General features: G+C 38.7%; 29 protein-coding genes and 1 tRNA gene. 26 read left to right on the top strand and 4 right to left on the bottom strand.

Features of this window, described 5'->3' with window-relative positions:
* Positions 1-32: 32 nt before the first annotated feature.
* The 4 genes from AB4J89_RS10640 to AB4J89_RS10625 all read right to left on the bottom strand — a co-directional run bounded on the left by AB4J89_RS10640 (position 33) and on the right by AB4J89_RS10625 (position 2,652).
* The gene (locus tag AB4J89_RS10640; protein ID WP_311755604.1) at positions 33-860 is read right to left on the bottom strand and encodes a DUF2303 family protein; all 828 of its coding nucleotides are present in this window, start codon (positions 858-860) and stop codon (positions 33-35) included.
* 65 nt (positions 861-925) lie between these two features.
* Positions 926-1,300, bottom strand: a complete 375-nt coding sequence (locus AB4J89_RS10635; protein WP_211823669.1) for a hypothetical protein — start codon at positions 1,298-1,300, stop codon at positions 926-928.
* Positions 1,301-1,472: 172 nt separating this feature from the next.
* Positions 1,473-1,814 carry a hypothetical protein gene (locus AB4J89_RS10630; protein ID WP_368469165.1) on the bottom strand — a complete coding sequence of 114 codons (342 nt, stop codon included), beginning with the start codon at positions 1,812-1,814 and terminating at the stop codon, positions 1,473-1,475.
* A gap of 355 nt (positions 1,815-2,169) precedes the next feature.
* Complete coding sequence (locus AB4J89_RS10625; protein WP_004247128.1) at positions 2,170-2,652, bottom strand: hypothetical protein; 483 nt, start codon at positions 2,650-2,652, stop codon at positions 2,170-2,172.
* A 103-nt stretch (positions 2,653-2,755) separates the two neighbouring features.
* Here AB4J89_RS10625 and AB4J89_RS10620 point away from each other — a divergent pair, with 103 nt between their 5' ends.
* The 26 genes from AB4J89_RS10620 (at position 2,756) to AB4J89_RS10495 (ending at position 20,821) form a co-directional block, all read left to right on the top strand.
* On the top strand, positions 2,756-2,995 hold the full coding sequence (locus tag AB4J89_RS10620) for a helix-turn-helix domain-containing protein (RefSeq protein WP_161748487.1): 240 nt from the start codon (positions 2,756-2,758) through the stop codon (positions 2,993-2,995).
* Positions 2,996-3,079: 84 nt separating this feature from the next.
* Complete coding sequence (locus AB4J89_RS10615) at positions 3,080-3,538, top strand: YmfL family putative regulatory protein (protein ID WP_211823671.1); 459 nt, start codon at positions 3,080-3,082, stop codon at positions 3,536-3,538.
* An 88-nt stretch (positions 3,539-3,626) separates the two neighbouring features.
* The gene (locus tag AB4J89_RS10610; protein WP_099075717.1) at positions 3,627-3,836 is read left to right on the top strand and encodes a hypothetical protein; all 210 of its coding nucleotides are present in this window, start codon (positions 3,627-3,629) and stop codon (positions 3,834-3,836) included.
* On the top strand, positions 3,826-4,005 hold the full coding sequence (locus AB4J89_RS10605) for a DUF4222 domain-containing protein (protein ID WP_211823672.1): 180 nt from the start codon (positions 3,826-3,828) through the stop codon (positions 4,003-4,005). Before AB4J89_RS10610 ends, AB4J89_RS10605 begins: the two co-directional genes overlap by 11 nt.
* A 12-nt stretch (positions 4,006-4,017) precedes the next feature.
* Positions 4,018-5,109, top strand: coding sequence for a replication protein (locus AB4J89_RS10600; protein ID WP_368469162.1), 1,092 nt, complete (start codon positions 4,018-4,020; stop codon positions 5,107-5,109).
* A gap of 171 nt (positions 5,110-5,280) precedes the next feature.
* Entirely contained in the window at positions 5,281-5,988 is a 708-nt protein-coding gene (locus AB4J89_RS10595) for a phage antirepressor KilAC domain-containing protein (protein WP_161748489.1), read from the top strand.
* A complete protein-coding gene (locus tag AB4J89_RS10590; protein WP_161748490.1) occupies positions 5,988-7,013 on the top strand; it encodes a DUF968 domain-containing protein in 1,026 nt (341 codons plus the stop codon). The genes AB4J89_RS10595 and AB4J89_RS10590 overlap by 1 nt, the downstream gene beginning before the upstream one ends.
* Positions 7,014-7,040: 27 nt before the next feature.
* On the top strand, positions 7,041-7,442 hold the full coding sequence (locus tag AB4J89_RS10585) for an antiterminator Q family protein (protein ID WP_099073710.1): 402 nt from the start codon (positions 7,041-7,043) through the stop codon (positions 7,440-7,442).
* A gap of 234 nt (positions 7,443-7,676) precedes the next feature.
* Positions 7,677-8,198 carry a DUF1440 domain-containing protein gene (locus tag AB4J89_RS10580; protein WP_099073711.1) on the top strand — a complete coding sequence of 174 codons (522 nt, stop codon included), beginning with the start codon at positions 7,677-7,679 and terminating at the stop codon, positions 8,196-8,198.
* A 245-nt stretch (positions 8,199-8,443) separates the two neighbouring features.
* Positions 8,444-8,896, top strand: a complete 453-nt coding sequence (locus tag AB4J89_RS10575) for a carboxymuconolactone decarboxylase family protein (RefSeq protein ID WP_099073712.1) — start codon at positions 8,444-8,446, stop codon at positions 8,894-8,896.
* Positions 8,897-9,277: 381 nt separating this feature from the next.
* Positions 9,278-9,490, top strand: coding sequence for an RNA chaperone/antiterminator CspA (gene cspA / locus AB4J89_RS10570; RefSeq protein WP_041701226.1), 213 nt, complete (start codon positions 9,278-9,280; stop codon positions 9,488-9,490).
* 487 nt (positions 9,491-9,977) lie between these two features.
* Positions 9,978-10,052: transfer RNA gene (locus AB4J89_RS10565), tRNA-OTHER, on the top strand.
* Positions 10,053-10,138: 86 nt separating this feature from the next.
* Positions 10,139-10,546, top strand: a complete 408-nt coding sequence (psiE, locus tag AB4J89_RS10560) for a phosphate-starvation-inducible protein PsiE (protein ID WP_099073713.1) — start codon at positions 10,139-10,141, stop codon at positions 10,544-10,546.
* Positions 10,547-10,646: 100 nt separating this feature from the next.
* Entirely contained in the window at positions 10,647-11,642 is a 996-nt protein-coding gene (locus AB4J89_RS10555) for a DUF523 and DUF1722 domain-containing protein (RefSeq protein ID WP_311755074.1), read from the top strand.
* Between the two features lie 24 nt (positions 11,643-11,666).
* A complete protein-coding gene (locus tag AB4J89_RS10550; protein ID WP_099073715.1) occupies positions 11,667-12,176 on the top strand; it encodes a lipocalin family protein in 510 nt (169 codons plus the stop codon).
* A gap of 491 nt (positions 12,177-12,667) precedes the next feature.
* A complete protein-coding gene (locus AB4J89_RS10545; RefSeq protein ID WP_109372767.1) occupies positions 12,668-12,937 on the top strand; it encodes a hypothetical protein in 270 nt (89 codons plus the stop codon).
* Positions 12,937-13,407, top strand: coding sequence for a lysozyme (locus AB4J89_RS10540; RefSeq protein WP_196566350.1), 471 nt, complete (start codon positions 12,937-12,939; stop codon positions 13,405-13,407). Before AB4J89_RS10545 ends, AB4J89_RS10540 begins: the two co-directional genes overlap by 1 nt.
* Positions 13,389-13,547: a hypothetical protein gene (locus AB4J89_RS10535; protein ID WP_171880580.1), complete on the top strand. Its 159-nt coding sequence runs from the start codon at positions 13,389-13,391 to the stop codon at positions 13,545-13,547. The genes AB4J89_RS10540 and AB4J89_RS10535 overlap by 19 nt, the downstream gene beginning before the upstream one ends.
* Positions 13,548-13,549: 2 nt before the next feature.
* Positions 13,550-14,011 (top strand): lysis protein, encoded by a 462-nt coding sequence (locus AB4J89_RS10530; protein WP_211823674.1) that lies wholly within the window; start codon positions 13,550-13,552, stop codon positions 14,009-14,011.
* A 562-nt stretch (positions 14,012-14,573) separates the two neighbouring features.
* Positions 14,574-14,912, top strand: coding sequence for an HNH endonuclease (locus tag AB4J89_RS10525; RefSeq protein WP_211823675.1), 339 nt, complete (start codon positions 14,574-14,576; stop codon positions 14,910-14,912).
* A gap of 2 nt (positions 14,913-14,914) precedes the next feature.
* A complete protein-coding gene (locus AB4J89_RS10520; RefSeq protein ID WP_311755073.1) occupies positions 14,915-15,127 on the top strand; it encodes a hypothetical protein in 213 nt (70 codons plus the stop codon).
* A gap of 124 nt (positions 15,128-15,251) precedes the next feature.
* Positions 15,252-15,719, top strand: a complete 468-nt coding sequence (locus AB4J89_RS10515) for a phage terminase small subunit P27 family (protein WP_063693331.1) — start codon at positions 15,252-15,254, stop codon at positions 15,717-15,719.
* Entirely contained in the window at positions 15,673-17,415 is a 1,743-nt protein-coding gene (locus AB4J89_RS10510; RefSeq protein ID WP_211823676.1) for a terminase large subunit, read from the top strand. Before AB4J89_RS10515 ends, AB4J89_RS10510 begins: the two co-directional genes overlap by 47 nt.
* Entirely contained in the window at positions 17,416-18,738 is a 1,323-nt protein-coding gene (locus AB4J89_RS10505) for a phage portal protein (RefSeq protein WP_211823677.1), read from the top strand. It abuts the gene before it with no gap.
* Between the two features lie 5 nt (positions 18,739-18,743).
* Complete coding sequence (locus AB4J89_RS10500) at positions 18,744-19,595, top strand: head maturation protease, ClpP-related (protein ID WP_109850109.1); 852 nt, start codon at positions 18,744-18,746, stop codon at positions 19,593-19,595.
* A gap of 11 nt (positions 19,596-19,606) precedes the next feature.
* A complete protein-coding gene (locus tag AB4J89_RS10495; RefSeq protein WP_311755072.1) occupies positions 19,607-20,821 on the top strand; it encodes a phage major capsid protein in 1,215 nt (404 codons plus the stop codon).
* The last annotated feature ends 9 nt before the right edge of the window (positions 20,822-20,830 follow it).

The following is a 20,830-nucleotide window of genomic DNA, read 5'->3' as shown; positions in this document are numbered from 1 at the left end:
TGCCACCAAGTTAGTGGCATTTGTACAATTCATTACGCTGAAAATTTGCCGATAAATGTTTCGATTTCACTTTCATCGAATTCATCACAAAGCAGATTACGGAACTCTTGAGCGATTTGTTCTTCAAGTTTTTCAAGTTGAACAATGCGGAGCACTAAAACAGGAACATCATCGCCAGTAAGCACGCTATAACGTAATTTGATGCTACGTTCTTTTAATTCATCATACGGAGTGCTGGTAAATTGGAATGTAGTAGGCATTGCATCTTTGCTTCTGGCTTCAACATTTTCTAATACCGAGCGTTTTGCACTAAAATCAGCGTCTTCATGTTCAGCAGAACGTGTTGACTCAATAGTGATACGGCGAACAGCAGAAATAGCTTGTTTTATATCTAAAACATTACCGTCAGCATCGAACGCCATTAAATAATCACGCCAATCTTCTAACCACTCGGCTAATTCTTTTTGACGATGTTTAACGCCATCAATTTTTAATAGCGCTGCGAATGGGGCAGTTTGTTTTAACTTAACAGCAGCTGTGTTATCTGCATGACCGGGTTCGCCAATTGTGCCGATATTAAAAATAGTTTCGGCACTCATTTCATCGGCATCAATAAAGCAGCTAACACCTTCATCAATTGCATTCTTGATTGAGTATTTAACAAAGTCGCTGATACTGGTTGTTTTCATTTCCCCGCGAAAGCGGAAACGACCTTCTTGTAAATTTTCTAAACTACTTACTTTAAAGTCATTCGGAAGAACAATCGCTGGGCATAATGACTTCTCTATTGCATCGAGACTTAATGAAGCCACCGCCATATTTTGAATTTGTGAAATAGCATTACCGTCTAATTGAGACATGAGTAGACTCCTACTTATTTAAAAGTATTAAATTAAATGGATAGGTTTAATTAAAAATAAGAAAACTAATTAATGGCTTTTAATTTACCATCGGGCTGGCCTTGTAAAGAAAATAATTGACCTTGATCTTCTTGCATAATGGTCAACTTGCCACCTTTACCCACGTACATAGGTGTTTTAGTTGCATCTTCTTCAGTCCGTTTCCCGCGTAGGGTTGGTGCGGTAAATTTGAGCTTATGAGTTATTTCAACTCGTTTTTCTTCCATAGAATTACTAAGGCGCTCAATATCTAATTCAATAATTACTTTGCCTTTTCCTCCATTATTCAAAACGCCTAAAGCGACATCATTTAAAGCAACAGAGACTTTATTTTCAAAAACGCCGGCGTCTAATTCAGAAAGAAAGTCGGGGACATTTGTCTTACGATCTTCTTGGCTCATTTCTATAACCTCACGTTATCACTTCACACAATAAGAAAGGGTACTAGCGAGTTGATATAATCCTGATAAGACATTTCACAAATAATGCCAGTACCCTTGCTTATTGTTAGATTTGATAAAATGGCTGACTGAGCAGAACATTATCACCACACCCCCGTTAATGGTTAAAGACTCAATCAGTTATTGTTCCTCGTTTCTGACCCAGAAGAAAGGAGAGGGTATCTGCAGCACTTAAAAGAGCTTCCCGCTGACGCCACAAAACACATTGTGCTTCAACTATTGGGTAAGGGACTGAATCAGATACCGGACGCAGTTCAGTGGCTACAAACAGTGCTCCGTTCTTAACAAACTCAGATTCTTCACTATGTTTTACAAATTTAATCCAACCGATGGTTTCGTGTAGCTCTAACCAAAAGTCTTCATGAATATTGTCGGTTGAAAGAGTTAGCGCGTTCTTATGAAAGACTAAGGCATAGATTTTGATGTTTTGTTTTTCATTAGTAATATTACTCACGCTAATTTCCCTCCACACAATTGATTCTCTTCACACATAAAAAATTATTTATTTTGTGTTTGAATAGCACTTTTGATTCTGTACTCGTCTATTTCAGCATCTAGTTTGCAATATCTTCATCAGTGAAACTTACTGGAAGTATGATTACTGGTTCAGTTATCATTTACTTTTCCTTCACATATAAAAATTTAGCTTATTGTTATAAATGATATTAGGTGAAGCCTAGTTTTTAGTCAATAGGCTATGCCTAATAAATTGAATGAAATTAGACGATGATTATTTTTTATATCAAAATCAATTGAGTAGATAATTAGGAAAGGCCTAGCTTAACAAGTTTCCATCAGACCAAATGAGTTTAAGCTGGACGCTTTGAGGATTTTTTATTGCTTTTATTGTTATTTAACCATTCAGAGGCTTGTCGTTCTAAAGTTATAATGTATGCCCTAGTATCACTATTAACCCAAGAAGGTTCTTTTGTATTATTTTGCAGCAAAAGATATTTTATTATTTCTTTTCTTTCTGCCGAAGCTGACATATAAGCATGAATAAGGCTATTAAGTTGATGTTCATCATGTGTACATCTTGATTCAGCTTTATTTACTGGGAGGTGAAACTCCTTTAAGCCCCAATGTTCAGGTCCAACAACATCAGAAAAATAACTCCATAATTCAGGTAGCTTATCTTTTGAAATGGAGCCTTTTTTTATCCAATCATAAATAGATGGTAGCTTTACATTGAAATGTCGAGCAATCTCAGTCTTTGATTTAACTGATCCTGATGATAGTTTTTTATTAATTGCCTGCTCTATCGCACGGCCTAAATCTTTACCATTAAGCATAGCCTAATTATCTTATCTTTATATTGTGTAGGCAATTCCTATTGATTTGATGTTAGGCTTAGCCTAATATTATATTTCAATATAGGCCGGAGGTAATTGAATAATGGATCAAATAAGTGCCACAACAGCAATAAAAAAAGCATGTAATTATGTCGGTGGGCAGTCTGAAATGGCTAAACGCTTGGGTATTTCACCGCCTACAGTAAATCAATGGATCAATGGAACTCGAAAAATTCCAGCACGACGTTGCCCTGAAATAGAAAAAGCAACTTCAGGAGTGGTTCGATGTGAAGAACTAAGGCCTGATGTTGATTGGTCTTATTTACGGGGAACTCAACAATGATTTTTATACTTACTTTATTGAAATAAACAATAGCAAAACCGTTTAAAGCAGTTAACTACAAGAATCTATCAATGGTGGTAGGAAATGAGTTGTCAATCAATAAAACTGGTAGTGAAAGCGATGTGTGAGGCGACAGCTGGTGGACGTGAAGCAATGGCTGGTGCGCTCGGTCTGTCTTTAACATCATTCAACAACAAGCTTTATGAGAAAAACGGTTGTCGTTCATTTGATTTAAATGAGTTGTTAGCGATGCAAGATATTTCTAAAACCGTTTTGTTTGCTGAGTTTGTTGCTCGTGAATCCAATCGCTTGTTAGTGGATAGAGTCAATCCAGCTGAACTAGACACAACCGAGTTATTCACATTACGCAGCAATGTTGATGAAATGCAAGGGCATTTAGCGTTACTGATGAAAAATAGTTTGGCTGATGGTGTTATTGATAACGAAGAAGAGCAGAAAATAAAAATGATGTTGGATGGATTAATTTCGCAGATCCGCACATTTATGAATGCGTTTGTTTCGTTATATCAAAAGAGAAATTAAAGATGGCTATATCCAGAAAGGGTGAAGCCAAAGGTGTACGGCCTCCGGCTTCGGTTTGCAAATTTCAATTGTGTGAAGAGAAATTAGCATGAGTAGATTAGCGCATTTAGTACCTAAAAAGCAATTTCGTTGTTTACCTGTCTCAGGTCGTCAGTCATTTCGCTATGTGGAAATCATAGCCTCTGACGAACAACTAAACAACTACCAACAAAAAATAGGTCTGGTAGATAGACAGTCCCTTAAAAAGGCATGGGCTGATTTTTATTTTTCAAGTGGAGAGTGGGGCAATGAGCAATGAGAACCCAAACCAACTTGATCGCTACTACAAAAATCACCGAGGTATTGTTGTTCATGTTGTTCGTTATGACAGAGAAAAACAGCGCGTCATTTTTATGCTGCATGACTGTGATGATCCGCAATGTGAACCTGTACAGCGATTTAAAGAGAAGTACACACGTATTAAGTAATGAGGTGGCAAGATGAGTTTATTATTACTAAAAAGTCGCCCTTTAGTCGTTATTCCTGAATTAGCGGTACGTCTTGGTTTAAATGAGGCGATGCTGTTACAGCAAATTCAATATTGGCTAACTGAAACTACTTCAGGTGTTGAATATGACGGCTCACGTTGGATTTATAACACCGTTGAAGAGTGGAAGGAGCAATTTCCTTTTTTCTCTGAATCAACGATTAAACGCGCTTTTGCTAATTTGAAAAAGCAGGGTGTTTTACGCATCGAGCAAATCAATAAATCGAACCATGACCACACTAATTATTATGCGATTAACTACGCTCATCACTTGCTGACCGAAGAGGTCAATATGACCCAATCGAATGGTGATAATTCATCTGATCGAACAGTTCAAAATGACCTTATCGATAAGCGCAAGTTGAAACCATCAAACAGTGCAAAATGTGCTGTTCTGAATGGGTCAAAATGGCCTGTTCTTACAGAGAATACAACAGAGATTACTTCAGAGAGTACAACAGAAACAGATCATTCGTCGCAGAATTCTGACGAATCCAGCGACCAGTCGAAAAATGATTTTTTAACTCGTTATCCTGAAGCAGTAATTTACAGCGCTAATGGGCAGAAATGGGGGGATGAAGATGATTTAAAAACGGCGAAATGGATGTTTGGTCGTGTTAAAAAACTGAATCCCTCCGCATTAGAGCCTACTTGGTATGACTGGGCGAACGATATCCGCCTGATGCGCCAAATCGATGGGCGTACCCATGAGCAAATTTGTGCCTTGTTCGATTGGGCTAACAAAGATTCATTCTGGCACAAAAATATTTTAAGCCCTCGAAAATTACGTAAACACTTTGATGAACTCACTGTCCGTAGCCAAGAGCCAAGGAATGAACCAAAAGTTCAAGTTGACACCGTTGAACGTGATAGTGCCTTTTCCCGCTTGATTGGCTCTCGCTCTAAACCTAAAAACCGCATTGAAGAAATTGCACTTGAGCTAGCAGGTAAAACAGGCATTCGTCGTATGAGTGAGTTTTCAGGTCGCCAAGCATGGAACAGCATTTGGAAGCAAGCGATAGAAATGTTACAGGAGGCTCAGTAATGCTAACTAAATACATTTTGTTCGTTGGTTTTTGGTTTGTAGTGACATTACTGATTGGGTTATGGGGTACTTATGCCTGAGTTGATGTTAATGGATATTGTGAAGGAGAGAACAATCTGCCCATTTAATCACGTGATGTACGGTCACGAGTAAAACGTGGAGAGAAATAGCATGATGAAAAAAATAATGGAAGTTTCAGTATTACCCATAATGAATCGTGAATTAACTATGTCGAGTCGAGAGATTGCCAGTTTAACGGGAAGTAATCACTCCGATGTTAAGCGTTCTGCCGATAGGCTTTTTGTTGCTCAAATTTTAACCCAGCCATTGGCTGAGTTCCCTTTTGAACATAACGGCAATCAATATACTGAATATCGTTTTAATAAAAGAGACTCTCTGGTGTTGGTAGCTCGATTGTCACCTCAGTTCACAGCAAAAATAGTTGATCGCTGGCAGGAATTAGAATCAAAAATGCAGCCAGTTATTCCTCAAACATTACCAGAAGCATTGCGATTAGCAGCAGACTTAGCGGAAGAAAAACAAAAATTGGAAAGTGAACTGGCGATTGCGACACCTAAGGCTCAGTTTGTTGATAATTATGTTTTATCCCATGGTTCTATGACGTTTCGACAAGTGTGTAAATTACTGCAGGCGAAAGAAACCGATTTTCGCTGTTTTTTAATTGATAAGAAAATTATGTATCGCTTGAATAATACGTTTACGCCTTATCAAACTCATGTCGATCTTGGTCGCTTTGAGATAAAAACGGGAACGAACCAAAAAAATAATCACGCTTTTGCACAATCAAGGTTTACTACTAAAGGTGTGAAGTGGATTGCAGGGTTATGGGCTGAATATAAAGTTGGGGATGAGATTTAATGAAACTACTCTTAACGCCCTATATTCAGTCTGACCTTGGCGTTGTTTTATTGAAACCTGGAGCGGAGTTGCTTAAGCAATTTAAACCACATTCTCGCGTGATTATTAGCGATGTACCAAAAAGTTTAGATAAATGGCCATCTGGGGCATTAACAGGAAATGAACAGCCATTATTGGATAACAAGGGCATTGTTGATTTTTTGAATAATAAAAAAGTTATCCAAGTTATGGGGGGATTGTCATCGATGAATATGTGGATAGGCAGAAATATCCATTGTTGTCAGATTAACGATAAGCATGACAGTTATCATCACCATGAATTAACAACCACATGGCATAAAGACGGTGTGATACGGACTTGTTGGTACCATGATAATCATATTCGTCATTCATCAGCTGAGTGGGTTGCTGAATTGGCTCATAAAAATCGTATTGCTTGGATGGTAGACACTATTCGCAGTCGTTTAAGATTGGATAATGGCCACCAGCTGACAGTACCCGATTTTTTCTCATTTGCTGTGATGCATAAACTGGTTGATGAATTACCTGATGCGATATTACGTCAAATTTTGGATTGGTCTGAAAAACCTAAAGAGCGCAGGGTACATGGTGGTTTTCCTGAAGCAGATATTATTCCAAGCAATGTAACAGCACTATCAACAATGAATGAACGATTAGACATGATAAGACCAGTCATAAAAGTTGCTATCGATCCTGAGCCACCAGCGTCATTCCTTTTGAAACCTAAAATGCAACGTTGGGAGAATTCCCAATGGCTTCAATGGGTGAAAACACAGCCTTGTTGTGTTTGCGGACAACAAGCTGACGATCCACATCACATTATCGGCCATGGTATGGGAGGTATGGGAACGAAAGCTCATGACTTATTCACCATTCCATTATGCCGAACTCACCATGACGAGTTACATCGTGACCCCAAACAATGGGAAGCCACTTATGGTAATCAACTAGAATTGTTACTTCATTTTTTAAACCGTTCATTAGGAATAGGGGCGTTGGTTTAACGTGTATACTGCATGGGGAGTATTAGCATGAGAGATATACAGGAAGTTTTATCACGTTGGGGAGCGTGGTGTGCTGATAATACTGAATTAGTTCAATGGTATTCTATCGCAGCAGGTTTTAAAGGATTAATACCTAATAAAGTTAAATCCCGTCCTCAGTGCTGTGAAGATGATGCAATGATAATTTCCAGTTGTATGGCTCAATTAAATAAAAAAAACAGTGATATGCATGATCTATTGCTCGATTATTATTTATTTGGAATGACCTTCATTCAGTTAGCAGAAAAACATCATTGCTCTGATACTTACATTGGAAAAAAATTACAAAAAGGGGAAGGTATCATTGAAGGAATGTTGATGATGCTTGATATTCCATTGGAAATGGATCGATATGTAGAAAAAAATCGTTTTAAGACTTTACGATCGTAAGATAATTGATATTGTGATAAGAGTAACTACATGGTCACCTAGCTTATGAAGCTCGTTTTAGAGAGGTTTTTCTTTTTTAAATAATTTATTGACTATTCGTTTATATTTAAAATGACATTTATTGTTATCCTATAAGTCTAAATATATAGTGTTTAACTAATAATTAAAATTATAAACAGATGTTCTTATCTCTACTATACTCATAATATTCAATTTATAGAGCGAGTATATATAATGATTGATTTGTTTAAATTAACGAAAAAAAGTTCTAGGCATATTGGTATAGCAATATACGTTGGTATTATAGCGGGTATCTTTTCAGCTTTAGTAAAATCTGGTTTTGAAGACCTAATTCCACCAAGAACACTTGAAACGACACCACCTCCAGTCGTCTTATTAGAAAAGCTAGGATTAAATATAGATACTATGACTTATCATTGGATGGGATATAGTATTAATTGGGGCGGTAATGGTGTTCATATATTATTCTCAATAGTTATCGCTGTGATATATTGTGTTATTGCTGAATACTTGCCAAAGGTTAAATTATTACACGGTATTTGTTTTGGTATTGGTGTTTCTGTTTTTGCTCATGGTTTAGTTGTACCATTATTAGGACTATCTGGCTGGCTTTGGACAGCAGGCTATCAAGCATTAGTTTCTGAGTTTGTCGGAACAGCGTTTTGGATCTGGTCAATTGAAGCGATTAGACAAAATTTGCGTTATTGCTTAACTAAAGAAAAAGATGCTGAGTAGATAAGGAAGTTCAGCCTTAATCTGTTATAAATCTCTCAAAGATCGCTTAGGCGGTCTTTTTTATTATCTGCAACCTGTAAAGATTGCTTACGGGGTCACATGCTTGGTTATTCCGAATAAATCACAATCAATGCTAGTAGTTTAATGTTCATTTGAATTACTTATGTACATGACACAAATATGATAAAGATATTTGTAAAAAACTGGTTGTATATCCAGATATTAGATATATCTATGGAGTATGTATGAATAGCCGAGTGTCACTATCGAAAAAAAATGCTAAGGCATATGGTCAATTAATTGATATGAGTAATAATATTGATGAACAAGCAATATTAGCTGGACTCGAGGAAGGCTTTGTTCATCTGCTAAAGTTAAGGCTTTCACAAATAAATGGTTGTGCTTTCTGTGTAAGACTTCATTCACAGGATGCGCAAAAATGTGGTGTAAGTATTGATAAAATAGCATTGGTTGCCACATGGAAGGAAACTGAGTATTTTTCAGAAAAAGAGAAATCTGCTTTATCTTTAGCTGAGTCAGTGAACCTTATTCATAACGAGCATGTGCCTGATGATATCTATCAAGAATCTGCTAAATATTGGGATGAGGCACAATTAGCTTCAATTGAATGGATTTCAATAATTATAGGTGCGTTTAATAGAGTGGCGATTGCTAGTCGTTATAGCGTTAAACCATAATCAATAAAATTACTTTCTAGATCTAAAGGCTATTTCGGTGGTCTTTTCTGTATATGCCGACTAACAGAATCAATCACAGCACCTGACTTTCACAAGAGCTGTGAGTCGGCACTTTTTAATAGGGTTTCATTCTTGATAGGACACACAAGTGCTTTTATTGCAAAAATAAAGTTTGCTATCTGAATTTTTCTATGGCTTAATAACGTCACTGGTTTGGAAGTACAGGCCTATTTATGTTAGTCAGTTTAAAGTTGTTCACCGTTTAGCGTTATCCTCGATACCACTTCATTGCGAATTCCTTCTAATTAATTCCCATAAGTAAAAATAAAAAACAAACCCTCATATGCCTTATGGCAAATTAAATAAATTAAAGGAAATTCTATGTCTAATACAATGACTGGTTCAGTAAAATGGTTTAACGATGATAAAGGTTTTGGTTTCATCACTCCTAAAGATGGAAGTAAAGATGTATTTGTACATTACTCTGCAATTCAGAGTGATGACTTCAAATCTCTGATGGAAGGCCAAGAAGTTTCATTTACCATTGAAAATGGTATGAAAGGCCCAGCAGCAGGCAACGTGGTGGCTCTCTAAAGGCGCTATTACTATTCGCCTCTATTTTAAATGCCCTTGTTGTAGCGGTTCACAATATAGAACATCACAATTTGATGTTACAGTGAACAATCCACACGGCGCAAAATGTATTTTTTGTAAGACTGTAATGGCTGCTCAAATGAGTTAAGCGTTAAATAGTTGAATATATAGAACCTCGCTTTGGCGGGGTTTTTTTGTTGCTTAAATTTAAAGATGATCCCTTTATATTTTAAAACGTACATATTCATTAGTGTGTGGTAAACTTAGGAAAGTAAACATACCTCATTGCTATCAACAGCAAACCTTGCATTTGCAAGTTTTTATCGAAAATAGATGCGGTATCTAAAGGAATAATTTCCTAAGGAGATGCCTATGAATTGGTCTGCGCTATTATACCGAATCCCCGCTTTTTTACGGAATGTAATTATCATTGCTTTATTGCTCTTAGTTGCATTTGTGATAGTTCGTTGGTTCAGGTAAATTCATTCCGCCATTAGCTTAACTGGGAGAGTATTTAGTTTTATTTAAACTAAAAGTCGAGGTTCGATACCTTGATGGCGGCCTAATTAAATATAAAGCTTCTCATCTATTTTTTATTTTAATCTATAGAAAACTTGATATTAGGAGCATAAACTCTTAGGAGTTATTATGACAGGACTAAATCAAACAAAAGTAATTAGTCGAGTTTTACAATGGATTAGTAGTGTTGGCCTGATATTGCTTGCAATTATTTTAATAATTTTTTTAGTTAAAGAAACTATTATCCTTGCTAATTTATTGTTTACAGCTAGTGATCCAGTTTCAATTTATTTATTAGTTGATGGACTTATCATTTATTTTCTTTATTTTGAATTTATTGCATTGATTATTAAATATTTTCAGTCGAATTATCACTTTCCATTGCAATATTTTATTTATATTGCAATAACTGCGGTAATTAGGTTAATTGTTGTTGAACATAAAAATCCTCAGTTACTTATTGTTTACTCAGGAACGATACTGCTACTTGTTATTGCATTATATATTTCTAGTGCTGAAAGATTGAAACCTAATTAAAATTATAAAAGTAGTAAAAAAAGCATAATCTTACTAATATGAATACAGTTATGATTTACTATAATCAGATTATATGAATGTTTCATATGAGGTAGTAAGAATGTTTAACTCTGTTACAGATATTCACAAAAATAATTTTGTTGGTAAAAAAATTATTGTAGGGATTAGCACTTGTTTATTAGGGAATAATGTTAGGTTTGATGGTGGTCATAAGCGCTTTCATCTTGCCGTAGATGAACTATCTGATTATTTTGAATATCAATCGGCTTGTCCTGAGATGGCTATTGGTTTACCTACACCAAGACCCGCACTAAGATTAGTTAAATCAAATTCAGGAGAAATTGCATTAAAATTTAGTAACGGGAGTGAAGGTGATTTAACTGAAAAGATGAATCGGTATTCTGTTGAGTATTTAGAGAAATTTAATCAGTTTAGTGGGTATATTGTTTGTGCAAAATCACCAAGTTGTGGATTAGAGCGTGTTCGTGTATATGATCCTATTGGTAATGGTAATCGGAAAGCAGGGACGGGTATTTTTACAGAAAATCTGAAAAAAATGATGCCTTGGTTACCAATAGAGGAAGATGGGCGATTGAATGATCCTCATATAAGAGAAAATTTTGTTATACGTGTATTTGCACAGGATGAGTTGAATGAATTGAGAATGAACGCATTTACTCGTCAGTCTTTAATCGATTTTCATACAAGATATAAACTGCTCTTATTGGCTCATTCACAACCTCTTTATAGAGAGTTAGGTCGCTTTGTTGCTAATAATAAAGAATGGCATTCATTGGAAGCTTTTTTTGATGAATATCGAAATAGATTTATGACATTATTACAGCACCAAGCAACACGACGTAATCATACCAATGTTCTTATGCATATACAGGGGTATTTTAAGCGCTATTTAACACCAAATCAGCGACAAGCATTAAGTCAATTGATTTTAGAATACCGTCAAGGAATACAGCCTTTATTAGCACCTTTAACATTAATTAATCATTATCTATCCGAGTATCCTGATAATTATTTGAGCAAACAGAGATATTTTCATCCTTATCCTCAATCCTTAAGATTACGTTATGGATTATAATAAACTTATTGATAGGAGAAAAATATGATACGTTCTTTTGTCACTTTTTTAAGTTCATTTATTCTTACTGGATGCAATGTTATTCCTCCGAGTGACATTAAGCCTGTTAATAATTTTGAGCTATCACGTTATCTTGGGCAGTGGTATGAGGTAGCTAGAATAGATAATCGTTTTGAAAAAGGCTTAACGAAAGTTACCGCAAATTATTCATTACGAGATGATGGTGGTGTTAAGGTTATTAATCGAGGTTGGAGTCAAAATAAACATCGCTGGAAAGAAAGTATCGGTAAGGCTTATTTTGTTGATTCATCTAATAAAGGTGCATTAAAAGTATCATTTTTTGGTCCATTCTATGGTGGATATAATATCATCAAATTGGATAAGAATTATCAATATTCTTTGGTTGTAGGGCCAGATAAAGATTATTTATGGATATTATCACGTACACCGACCATGCCATCAAATTTGTTGAATGAATATATTAATTTTGCAACATCATATGGATTTGATAGTAACAGGATCATAATATTTTAACAAAAGGTATATAGCTGAATTTAAATACTATCTAATTTGATGGTATTTAATTTAATTATGATTTGAAAATGCCTATTCATATTATCCATTATAATAACACTGGTAATGATTATTTACACCTAAGAGCATGGGGATTTATGAGTTAGTGTTATCCAGGCTAGTCGTTTTGTTTTTATTGGTGAATAAAATGTGCACTTTTCTGATTTTTTATTTATATCGTTCTCGATTTGAGTTTTTTGTTTAACTGACTGATTTTTATCATTATTAGTTATTATAATGAAAGTAATTATAAAAAATAAAGAAATAAGAAATAAAATAATATATCGCACTTGATTACTCCGTTTCATAAATATTATTTATTATTTTATGAATAAATTTATAAATATGTACAGTAATAAATAAGAATTACTATATTTTTATAAATCATCTCGAAAATCTCTTAATAATTTCTCTTTATATTAATCATTAATGGGCACTCCGTAGGGGTGTATATGTGTATGGAAAAATTAACCAATGTTACTTATGGAACAGCGGGCTTAACGGCATTTTTTGCCAGCCTCTCATTATATGAATGGGGATTTGTTATCGGGATGGCGTTTAGCATGCTTCTTGGTTTAGCTACTTATTTTATGACTCGTCGAGAGCAACGAAAACGCACTCAATTATTTGAAGAGCTTGTTCGTCATGTTGACCCACAAAACCCGACCGAAACGTTAAAAAGACTTGCTGAATTAATGGTGAAAGCACCAAAGGATATTTAATGTCTCTCAAACAGAAAATAGCGGCGCTAACAACAGCAGGAGCCACAGCAATCGCATTAGTAGTGATAGCCCATTTTGAAGGTGTGCGTTATGAACCTTATCGTGATGTGGCAGGCGTTTTGACGGTTTGTTATGGGCATACAGGCAAAGACATTATTCAAGGTAAGACATATACACAACAAGAATGTGATGCGTTATTACAAAACGATTTTATTAAGACACAACAGAAAGTCGATGCATTAATCAAAGTACCACTCGATGACTACACCAAAGCCGCTTTATATTCCTTTGCTTTTAATGTAGGAATGACAGCATTTGCTCGCTCAACATTACTCAAGAAACTAAATGCTGGTGATAGAGCGGGTGCTTGTGAAGAAATGAAACGTTGGGTATATGCAGGTGGAAAGGTTTGGCGAGGGCTTGTCAGTCGTCGAGAAGCGGAGTCAGCACTATGTCATGGAAACCTTTAATCATCATTATCAGCTTTATCCTCATATTACTCATCACCGTCGCTGGTGGTATTTATCTCTTGATTGATAACTCATGTACTAAAGATCAAGTTAGTTTAGAGAAACGCTGTCAGATTGCACTCTCACATCATCGGTACTAATCATGAAATACGGAAAACTCTATGCCGTCATTGCGATGGTCGGCATCATTGTGGGTGGCTATTGGGTGATTAACTGGCAAGCTAACAGGATTAATTCACTGACAGATACCAATAAAAAACTAACTGTGGCTCTCGAAGAACAGAAGTCTATTAATACTGATTATCAAGCACGCATAATGCGATTAAATCAGTTGGATATTCAATATATACAGGAGTTAGCGAATGCCAAGAATGAAATTAGTCGCTTGCGTGATATTAGTGAGCATCATCCTGAGCGGGTGTACATCAAAGCCGAGTGCCCAAAAAACAAAACCACTCCCGCCACCCGCTTGGCTTATGCAACCACCGCCCGACCTACTGACACCGCTATCAGAAATTATTGGTTACTCAGAGAGCGAATTGCAGAGTCAGAACAGATGATTAAAGGGTTGCAGGATTACATTAGAGTGGAGTGTGTGAACTAAAAAAAGCCCAGCATGGGTGCATGGGCAAACTAACTAAACACCAATCAGTAAGAGTATAGCGAGGTTGATTTTAGTTAGTATAGCTTAAGTAAGTATATATACCAGATTGATAATTCTGATTAACTTATTTCTTACCTAAATAAAAACGCAAGATAAAAATAACCCTGTGAGTTTGGGCTCCCACAGGGCTTTCACTAGTATGAGTGAAAACAATAGATTACCAATATCGACTAAACCAATCTGTTAATAATCAACGCTATTTTTTAGAAAATAATCCTCTTGTAATGATGTTTTAATGCGTTGCGTTGTCGCTGTTCTCATACATTAACGATGACATGTTCTCCTCACATTGAGTGTGTAAGAGAAATCAAAAACAACGAATACCACCGTTTTGTTATTTTTTGGTCATTATCAGCAACGTCAGCTGTAGGTAGAAGAAGGGGCGTGACGATGGAGAGACATCATCTACAAACGTCATTCATTGAGTGGTATATACAGATAGCCATCAGTTAACCGCTTGTGGCTTTTTTATTGGGGAAAATTTGTGATGGAATAAAAAAACATGAAAAAACGTAATGTTTATGGTGGGCGCTGGGCTAAAGTGCGATTAGCGTTTCTTAATGAACATCCGCTCTGTGTCATGTGCCAAGAGCAAGGACGCATTACTGCTGCCACAGTGGTTGACCACATTATTCCGCATCGTCTTAAAGAGGCACTTGAGTCAGGTGATAAAGAACGTATCGCAAAAGCCCAAGCCTTATTTTGGGATACAAAGAACTTTCAAAGCCTATGCGAACCGCATCATAACTCAACCAAACAACGTATCGAAAAGAGTGGCAAAGTCATTGGCTGTAATGCGGATGGCATTCCACTCGATCCGAACTCTCATTGGAATAAATAACGATGTGTAATCAAAAACAAGTGAAGTTATCCAAGCTATTTCGTGGTGGTCGCTTCGTTGGTCATGCATTAAGTGTTGATGGTGAGTTGTTAAGTAATCAAAAGTTAGTTGTTCTTCCACCCACTGATGGATTATGTAAACAAGTTGATATCTCAGTCACACTGACATGCACTAATGACATGATCATGAATGCACCCGATATCCATTTGAAATAATTCTAAATTGAAATAACAACGGGTGGGGGCGGGGTAAAAGTTCAAACACTTTCGCCCTGATTACCTAGCGCCCTCATTTGTGTGCACAACCGCGAAATGAAAAGTTTTTTTCTGGGAGGTTCCGATGGCAGGAAGACGCCCGAAACCGACCCACTTGAAGGTGGTCACCGGTAATCCGGGAAAACGAAAACTCAACGATAAAGAACCCCAGCCTAAACGTGAAATTCCAAGCCCACCCGAACATTTAACGGATTGGGGGAAAATGGCGTGGGCAAAATTAACCTTACTACTCGATGGAATGGGCGTTTTAACCGTGGCTGACACGCTGGCGTTAGAACGACTGTGTGATATCTACGCCGATATTCTTCAATTACGAGACACCATTGCGATTGAAGGTCGGACATACACCACAAAAACGCAATCAGGGGATTTTTTAATTAAAGCGAATCCTGCCGTAGCCATGTTGGCTGATGCAGATCGCCGTTTTAAAAGTTATTTAGTCGAGTTTGGTTTAACCCCCGCTGCTCGTTCGAAGGTGAAGATGGATGGTGGAGAAGAAGAGGAAGATCCGCTCAACCAATATTTCGGTTGATCCGGCAACGCAATACGCACAAGACGTGCATCAAGGCAAAATTTTAGCGGGGCCTGATATTCGCCATGCCTGTGCACGTCATCTCAAAGACTTAAACGAAGCCGAGCAACGAGGATTAGTCTGGGATGTCGAGGCTGTCAAAAGGGTGATCGACTTTTTCGCGAAAGTCTTAAAGCTCAATGGCGGGGAGCATGAAGGCAAACCGTTTATTTTATTGCCTTGGCAATGCTTTGTGATTGGCTCCATTTTTGGCTGGAAAATGACAGACGGCACACGCCGGTTTCGCATGGTGTACGTTGAATCAGGCAAAGGCTCAGGAAAATCCCCGATGGCGGGTGGCGTTGGGTTGTATTGTTTAGTCGCCGACAGTGAACCGCGTGCCGAAGTGTATGCAGCCGCCACGAAAAAAGACCAAGCCATGATTTTGTTTCGTGATGCGGTGGCGATGGTTGATCAATCTCCTGCATTAAGTCAGCGGATCACTAAATCAGGCGGAACAGGTAAAGAGTGGAACTTGGCTTATTTGAAAACGAGTTCATTCTTTCGCCCGATTAGCTCAGATGATGGGCAATCAGGGCCTCGTCCCCATTGTGCGCTGATAGATGAAATTCATGAGCATAAAAATAATACCGCCGTCGAGATGATGCGAGCGGGCACAAAAGGTCGGCGGCAAGCCTTGATATTTATGATCACCAACAGTGGCCATGATAAAACCAGTGTGTGTTATGACTACCATGAATACGGTCGAAAAGTCGCCGAAGGCACTATCGAAGACGACAGCTTCTTTTCCTATATTTGCTCACTGGATGAGGGCGATGATCCCTTTAAGGATGAGTCTTGCTGGGGGAAAGCCAATCCGTCATTGGGCTACACCTTTTCTGATCGCTACTTACGTGAACAAGTGACACAAGCTCGAGGTATGCCCGCAAAAGAAAGCATTGTGCGTCGGCTTAATTTTTGCCAGTGGGTGGATGCCGATAATCCGTGGATTAACAGTGAAACATGGATGCAGTGTGAAAACACGTTCACCTTCGATGATCTTCAAGGTGAAGAGTGTTATGGCGGATTGGACTTATCAGGAACCAAAGATTTAACCGCATTAGCCATGTATTTTCCTCGCCTCAAACGTCTTTATGTTGAATTTTGGACACCCAAAGACACTTTATTGGATAGAGCGAAAACCGACCGAGTGCCTTACGACTTATGGGTAAGGCAAGGTTTTATGCATACCACGCCAGGGAATGCGGTGAGGTATGAATTTGTGGCAGAACGCATTGCTGAAATGGCGATGCACGTCAGCATGAGAGCCATTGCCTTTGACCCTTATCGCATTAAATACCTTGAACCTAAACTCGATGAAGCGGGTGTGACGGTTCCTTTAACTCCGCATGGGCAAGGATATTACAAAGCCAAAGATTCAGGGCTATGGATGCCACACTCTATCGAACTGTTTGAACAGCTCATTGATGACAAGAAGATTGAGATCCACGCCAATCCTTGTTTGAGATGGAATGCCGCATCCGCTGTGCTTGAGGCTGACCAAAAAGATAACCGCGTCTTTGCCAAGAAAAAAAGCACCGGTCGAATTGATGGTGTGGTGGCATCAGCAATGGCGATTGGGGCTTCTGAAGGGGAATTCGAGGATGAAGGGGATATTGATGGTTTCTTTGATAACCCAATTATTGTGGGGATCTAAATGCGTAACATGAAAAAAAAGAGCCGAATAAAATCGGCGATCCTCAATTGGATGGGGATACCCATTAGTTTAACTGATGGCGCCTTTTGGGAAGAATGGATTGGAAAGAGTAGCAGTGGCAAGGTGGTCACCGCAGATAATGCATTACAGCTGTCTGCGGTATGGTCTTGCGTTCGGTTACTCAGTGAATCTATTTCGACATTGCCATTGAAAATCTATCAAACGAAGGTGGATGGCTCGCGCGAACTGGCGAAACATCATCCCGCTTACACCGTCTTATGTCGAAAACCCAATGCAGAAATGACGCCTTCTCGCTTTATGTTGATGGTTGTTGCCAGCTTATGTTTAAGAGGAAATGCGTTTATTGAAAAATGTTATATCGGGAAAAAGTTGGTTTCACTTCAACCGTTATTACCTCAAAACATGACGGTAAAACGATTGGAAAATGGGCAGTTGGAATATACCTATACCACGCCTAAATCGAATAAACGGGTTATTCCCGTTAAAAATATGATGCATATTCGAGGGTTTGGTATGGACGGTGTGTGCGGAATGATACCGATCCAGATTGGGCGTGATGTGATTGGTACCGCGTTATCGACGGATGAAGCAGCCGGAAAAGTGTTTGAAAATGGGTTACAAACCAGTGGATTATTAACGTCAAAGAATGCTTTGAAAGCCGATCAACGAGAACGCCTAAGAAAGCATTTAATGACGTTTACCGGCTCAAAAAATGCTGGAAAGGTGATGATCCTCGAAGCGGATTTGTCTTATCAAAATGTCACCATGAACCCTGAAACTGCGCAATTATTACAAAGTCGTGGATTTAGCATTGAGGAAATTTGCCGTTGGTTTCGCGTTCCGCCTTTTATGGTGGGGCATGCCGATAAGCAAAGTAGTTGGGCATCCAGTGTGGAAGGGATGAATATGCAGTTTTTGACTAATACACTACGTCCCTTATTGGTCAATATTGAGCAAGAAATTAATCGTTGTTTACTCGACAGTGATGATGATTATTATGCGGAATTTTCTGTTGAGGGCTTATTACGTGCAGACAGTGCAGGACGTTCAGCTTATTACACAACAGCGTTACAAAATGGCTGGATGAGCCGAAATGATGTTCGACGGTTAGAGAATTTACCGCCTATTGAAGGGGGCGATATTTATACGGTTCAGCTTAATTTAACGCCACTGGCTCAGCTCGGAAAAGATATCACGAACAATGAAGCTGAAAAGCTCAAAGCACAGATCACTAACTGGTTATTTCCTGAAGGTGAACCTGTAACCCCATCTCAATCCAATCCACCTCGTCCCGAGGAGTAATCGTCATGAAAAAAAATCAGTTGCCAGTCGCGCTGGAGGATCGCCCCTGCGCATCGATTCGCTATGAGCTGAAACCCAAAGCACTGGATAAATGGAATAGCCGTATTCGGGCATCCAGTGCGGATAACTCGATTTCGATATTGGACGTAGTTGGAGAAGATTATTGGGGTGAAGGTGTCACCGCTAAACGGATTTCCGCCGCACTTCGTGCCATTGGTGAGCAAGATATTGTCGTTAACCTCAATAGTCCAGGGGGCGATATGTTTGAAGGGTTGGCAATTTATAATTTGCTTCGTGCTCACAGTGGCAAGGTAACGGTCAATATTTTGGGCATTGCCGCTTCCGCTGCGTCCATTATTGCGATGGCAGGGGATGAAATAAAAATGGGGCGCGGTGCCTTTTTGATGATCCATAACTGTTGGGCAATGGGGGTAGGAAATCGTCACGACTTTGCAAAACTTGCTCATGATCTCGCCCCTTTTGATGCCTCGATGACCGATATCTATGTTGCACGCAGTGGGCAATCGAGTGACGTGGTGAGTCAGATGATGGATAACGAAACGTATATCAGTGCGAGTGAAGCGATAGAAAAGGGATTTGCGGACAGCCTACTTTCTGCCGATGTGATTGACGAAGGTGATGAAAGTCCCCAAGCCGCGATCCGAAAACTGGATGCACTACTTGCCAAAACCAACACACCTCGTGCTGAACGACGAAAACTAATTAGTGCATTAACCCGAAGTACGCCGAGCGCTACTTCCCAATCTAATGGTATGCCAAGCGCTACCTGCGATATTAATCCTGAAATCCTGTCAAAATTGGAGGAGGCGGTGACCGCCTTTGCCTGCGTTAAGTAATTGGAGTGACTATGTCAGAGACAAATGAATTATTAAAAAAACTATCGGCAAAAATTGAAGAAGCCAATCAACATTTTAATGCCAAAGCTGAAGAAGCGTTAAAAGAAGCGCAGAAAGTGGGTGGATTAAATGAAGAAACGAAACATGCCGTAGACAAAATGGCAACCGAGCTAAATGCGCTACGCGAATCTGAAAAAACACTGAAAGCCGCATTAGGGGATTTAGAACAACATGTTGCGCAAATGCCACTCAATAATGCGGTGCAGGTTGTAAAAAGTGTTGGTCAACAAGTGATTTCGGCTGAAGTATTAAAAGAGATCAATTCCAGCATTCAAGGGGGCAAACGTGTTTCAATTCCTGTTCAAGCAGCATTAACATCTACGGGCGTTGCCGAAGGCGTGGTTGAACCACAACGTTTGTCGGGTATCGATGTTGCACCGAAACAACGACTTTTTATTCGTGACTTAATTGCATCAGGTAAAACGCAATCTCCCGCCATTTTCTGGGTTCAGCAAACGGGGTTTACCAACAAGGCGGCGGTTGCGCCTGAAAATACCACTAAGCCGTATAGTGATATTGCCTTTGCGACCAAAATCACGCCAGTCACGACGATTGCTCATATGTTTAAAGCGTCTAAACAAATCTTAGATGATTTTGCGCAGTTGCAGTCGTTGATTGATGCGGAAATGCGTTATGGATTGAAGTTTGTTGAAGAGCAAGAAATTTTATTTGGTGATGGCTCTGGGGCACATTTGCACGGCATTATCCCACAAGCCACTCAATATAAAGCCTCCTTTACGGTTGAAAAACAAAACGGTATTGATGATTTACGGCTTGCCATGCTTCAAGCTCAATTGGCGCGATTTCCTGCTTCTGGTCACGTTTTACACTTTATTGACTGGGCGAAAATTGAGCTAACCAAAGACTCTTTGGGGCGTTATATTTTGGCTAATCCTTCCGCATTAACAGGACCGACCTTATGGGGATTACCGGTTGTGGCAACAGAAACCCCTGCGTTTAAAGGGAAATTCTTAACAGGGGCATTTAATGCGGGGGCACAGCTCTTTGACCGTGAAGAAACGAATGTGGTGATTTCAACGGAAAACGCCGATGATTTTGAGAAAAACATGATCTCTATCCGTTGTGAAGAGCGTCTTGCTTTGGCGATCAAGCGTCCAGAAGCCTTTGTTTACGGTAATTTTACGGTAGCAACATCAAGTGATTAATGTAACTAA

The organism is Proteus sp. STS61-E, from assembly GCF_040932335.1.
Classification (GTDB): Bacteria; Pseudomonadota; Gammaproteobacteria; order Enterobacterales; family Enterobacteriaceae; genus Proteus; species Proteus mirabilis_B.
The sequence above is the reverse complement of the archived record's forward strand: the minus strand, read 5'-3'. Positions and strand labels throughout refer to the sequence as shown.

Bases quoted from the DNA above. Each gene is read 5' to 3' on its own strand.
- AB4J89_RS10525 (WP_211823675.1), top strand. From the start codon at position 14,574: ATGAAAAAACGTAATGTTTATGGTGGGCGCTGGGCTAAAGTGCGATTA.
- AB4J89_RS10520 (WP_311755073.1), top strand. From the start codon at position 14,915: ATGTGTAATCAAAAACAAGTGAAGTTATCCAAGCTATTTCGTGGTGGT.
- AB4J89_RS10635 (WP_211823669.1), bottom strand. From the start codon at position 1,300: ATGAGCCAAGAAGATCGTAAGACAAATGTCCCCGACTTTCTTTCTGAA.
- AB4J89_RS10580 (WP_099073711.1), top strand. From the start codon at position 7,677: ATGATTGATTTGTTTAAATTAACGAAAAAAAGTTCTAGGCATATTGGT.
- AB4J89_RS10585 (WP_099073710.1), top strand. From the start codon at position 7,041: ATGAGAGATATACAGGAAGTTTTATCACGTTGGGGAGCGTGGTGTGCT.
- AB4J89_RS10510 (WP_211823676.1), top strand. From the start codon at position 15,673: ATGGTGGAGAAGAAGAGGAAGATCCGCTCAACCAATATTTCGGTTGAT.
- AB4J89_RS10610 (WP_099075717.1), top strand. From the start codon at position 3,627: ATGAGTAGATTAGCGCATTTAGTACCTAAAAAGCAATTTCGTTGTTTA.
- AB4J89_RS10495 (WP_311755072.1), top strand. From the start codon at position 19,607: ATGTCAGAGACAAATGAATTATTAAAAAAACTATCGGCAAAAATTGAA.
- AB4J89_RS10540 (WP_196566350.1), top strand. From the start codon at position 12,937: ATGTCTCTCAAACAGAAAATAGCGGCGCTAACAACAGCAGGAGCCACA.
- AB4J89_RS10555 (WP_311755074.1), top strand. From the start codon at position 10,647: ATGTTTAACTCTGTTACAGATATTCACAAAAATAATTTTGTTGGTAAA.
- AB4J89_RS10620 (WP_161748487.1), top strand. From the start codon at position 2,756: ATGGATCAAATAAGTGCCACAACAGCAATAAAAAAAGCATGTAATTAT.
- AB4J89_RS10500 (WP_109850109.1), top strand. From the start codon at position 18,744: ATGAAAAAAAATCAGTTGCCAGTCGCGCTGGAGGATCGCCCCTGCGCA.
- AB4J89_RS10575 (WP_099073712.1), top strand. From the start codon at position 8,444: ATGAATAGCCGAGTGTCACTATCGAAAAAAAATGCTAAGGCATATGGT.
- AB4J89_RS10590 (WP_161748490.1), top strand. From the start codon at position 5,988: ATGAAACTACTCTTAACGCCCTATATTCAGTCTGACCTTGGCGTTGTT.
- AB4J89_RS10605 (WP_211823672.1), top strand. From the start codon at position 3,826: ATGAGCAATGAGAACCCAAACCAACTTGATCGCTACTACAAAAATCAC.
- AB4J89_RS10505 (WP_211823677.1), top strand. From the start codon at position 17,416: ATGCGTAACATGAAAAAAAAGAGCCGAATAAAATCGGCGATCCTCAAT.
- AB4J89_RS10550 (WP_099073715.1), top strand. From the start codon at position 11,667: ATGATACGTTCTTTTGTCACTTTTTTAAGTTCATTTATTCTTACTGGA.
- AB4J89_RS10545 (WP_109372767.1), top strand. From the start codon at position 12,668: ATGTGTATGGAAAAATTAACCAATGTTACTTATGGAACAGCGGGCTTA.
- psiE (WP_099073713.1), top strand. From the start codon at position 10,139: ATGACAGGACTAAATCAAACAAAAGTAATTAGTCGAGTTTTACAATGG.
- AB4J89_RS10530 (WP_211823674.1), top strand. From the start codon at position 13,550: ATGAAATACGGAAAACTCTATGCCGTCATTGCGATGGTCGGCATCATT.
- AB4J89_RS10600 (WP_368469162.1), top strand. From the start codon at position 4,018: ATGAGTTTATTATTACTAAAAAGTCGCCCTTTAGTCGTTATTCCTGAA.
- AB4J89_RS10640 (WP_311755604.1), bottom strand. From the start codon at position 860: ATGTCTCAATTAGACGGTAATGCTATTTCACAAATTCAAAATATGGCG.
- cspA (WP_041701226.1), top strand. From the start codon at position 9,278: ATGTCTAATACAATGACTGGTTCAGTAAAATGGTTTAACGATGATAAA.
- AB4J89_RS10595 (WP_161748489.1), top strand. From the start codon at position 5,281: ATGATGAAAAAAATAATGGAAGTTTCAGTATTACCCATAATGAATCGT.
- AB4J89_RS10535 (WP_171880580.1), top strand. From the start codon at position 13,389: ATGTCATGGAAACCTTTAATCATCATTATCAGCTTTATCCTCATATTA.
- AB4J89_RS10625 (WP_004247128.1), bottom strand. From the start codon at position 2,652: ATGCTTAATGGTAAAGATTTAGGCCGTGCGATAGAGCAGGCAATTAAT.
- AB4J89_RS10515 (WP_063693331.1), top strand. From the start codon at position 15,252: ATGGCAGGAAGACGCCCGAAACCGACCCACTTGAAGGTGGTCACCGGT.
- AB4J89_RS10615 (WP_211823671.1), top strand. From the start codon at position 3,080: ATGAGTTGTCAATCAATAAAACTGGTAGTGAAAGCGATGTGTGAGGCG.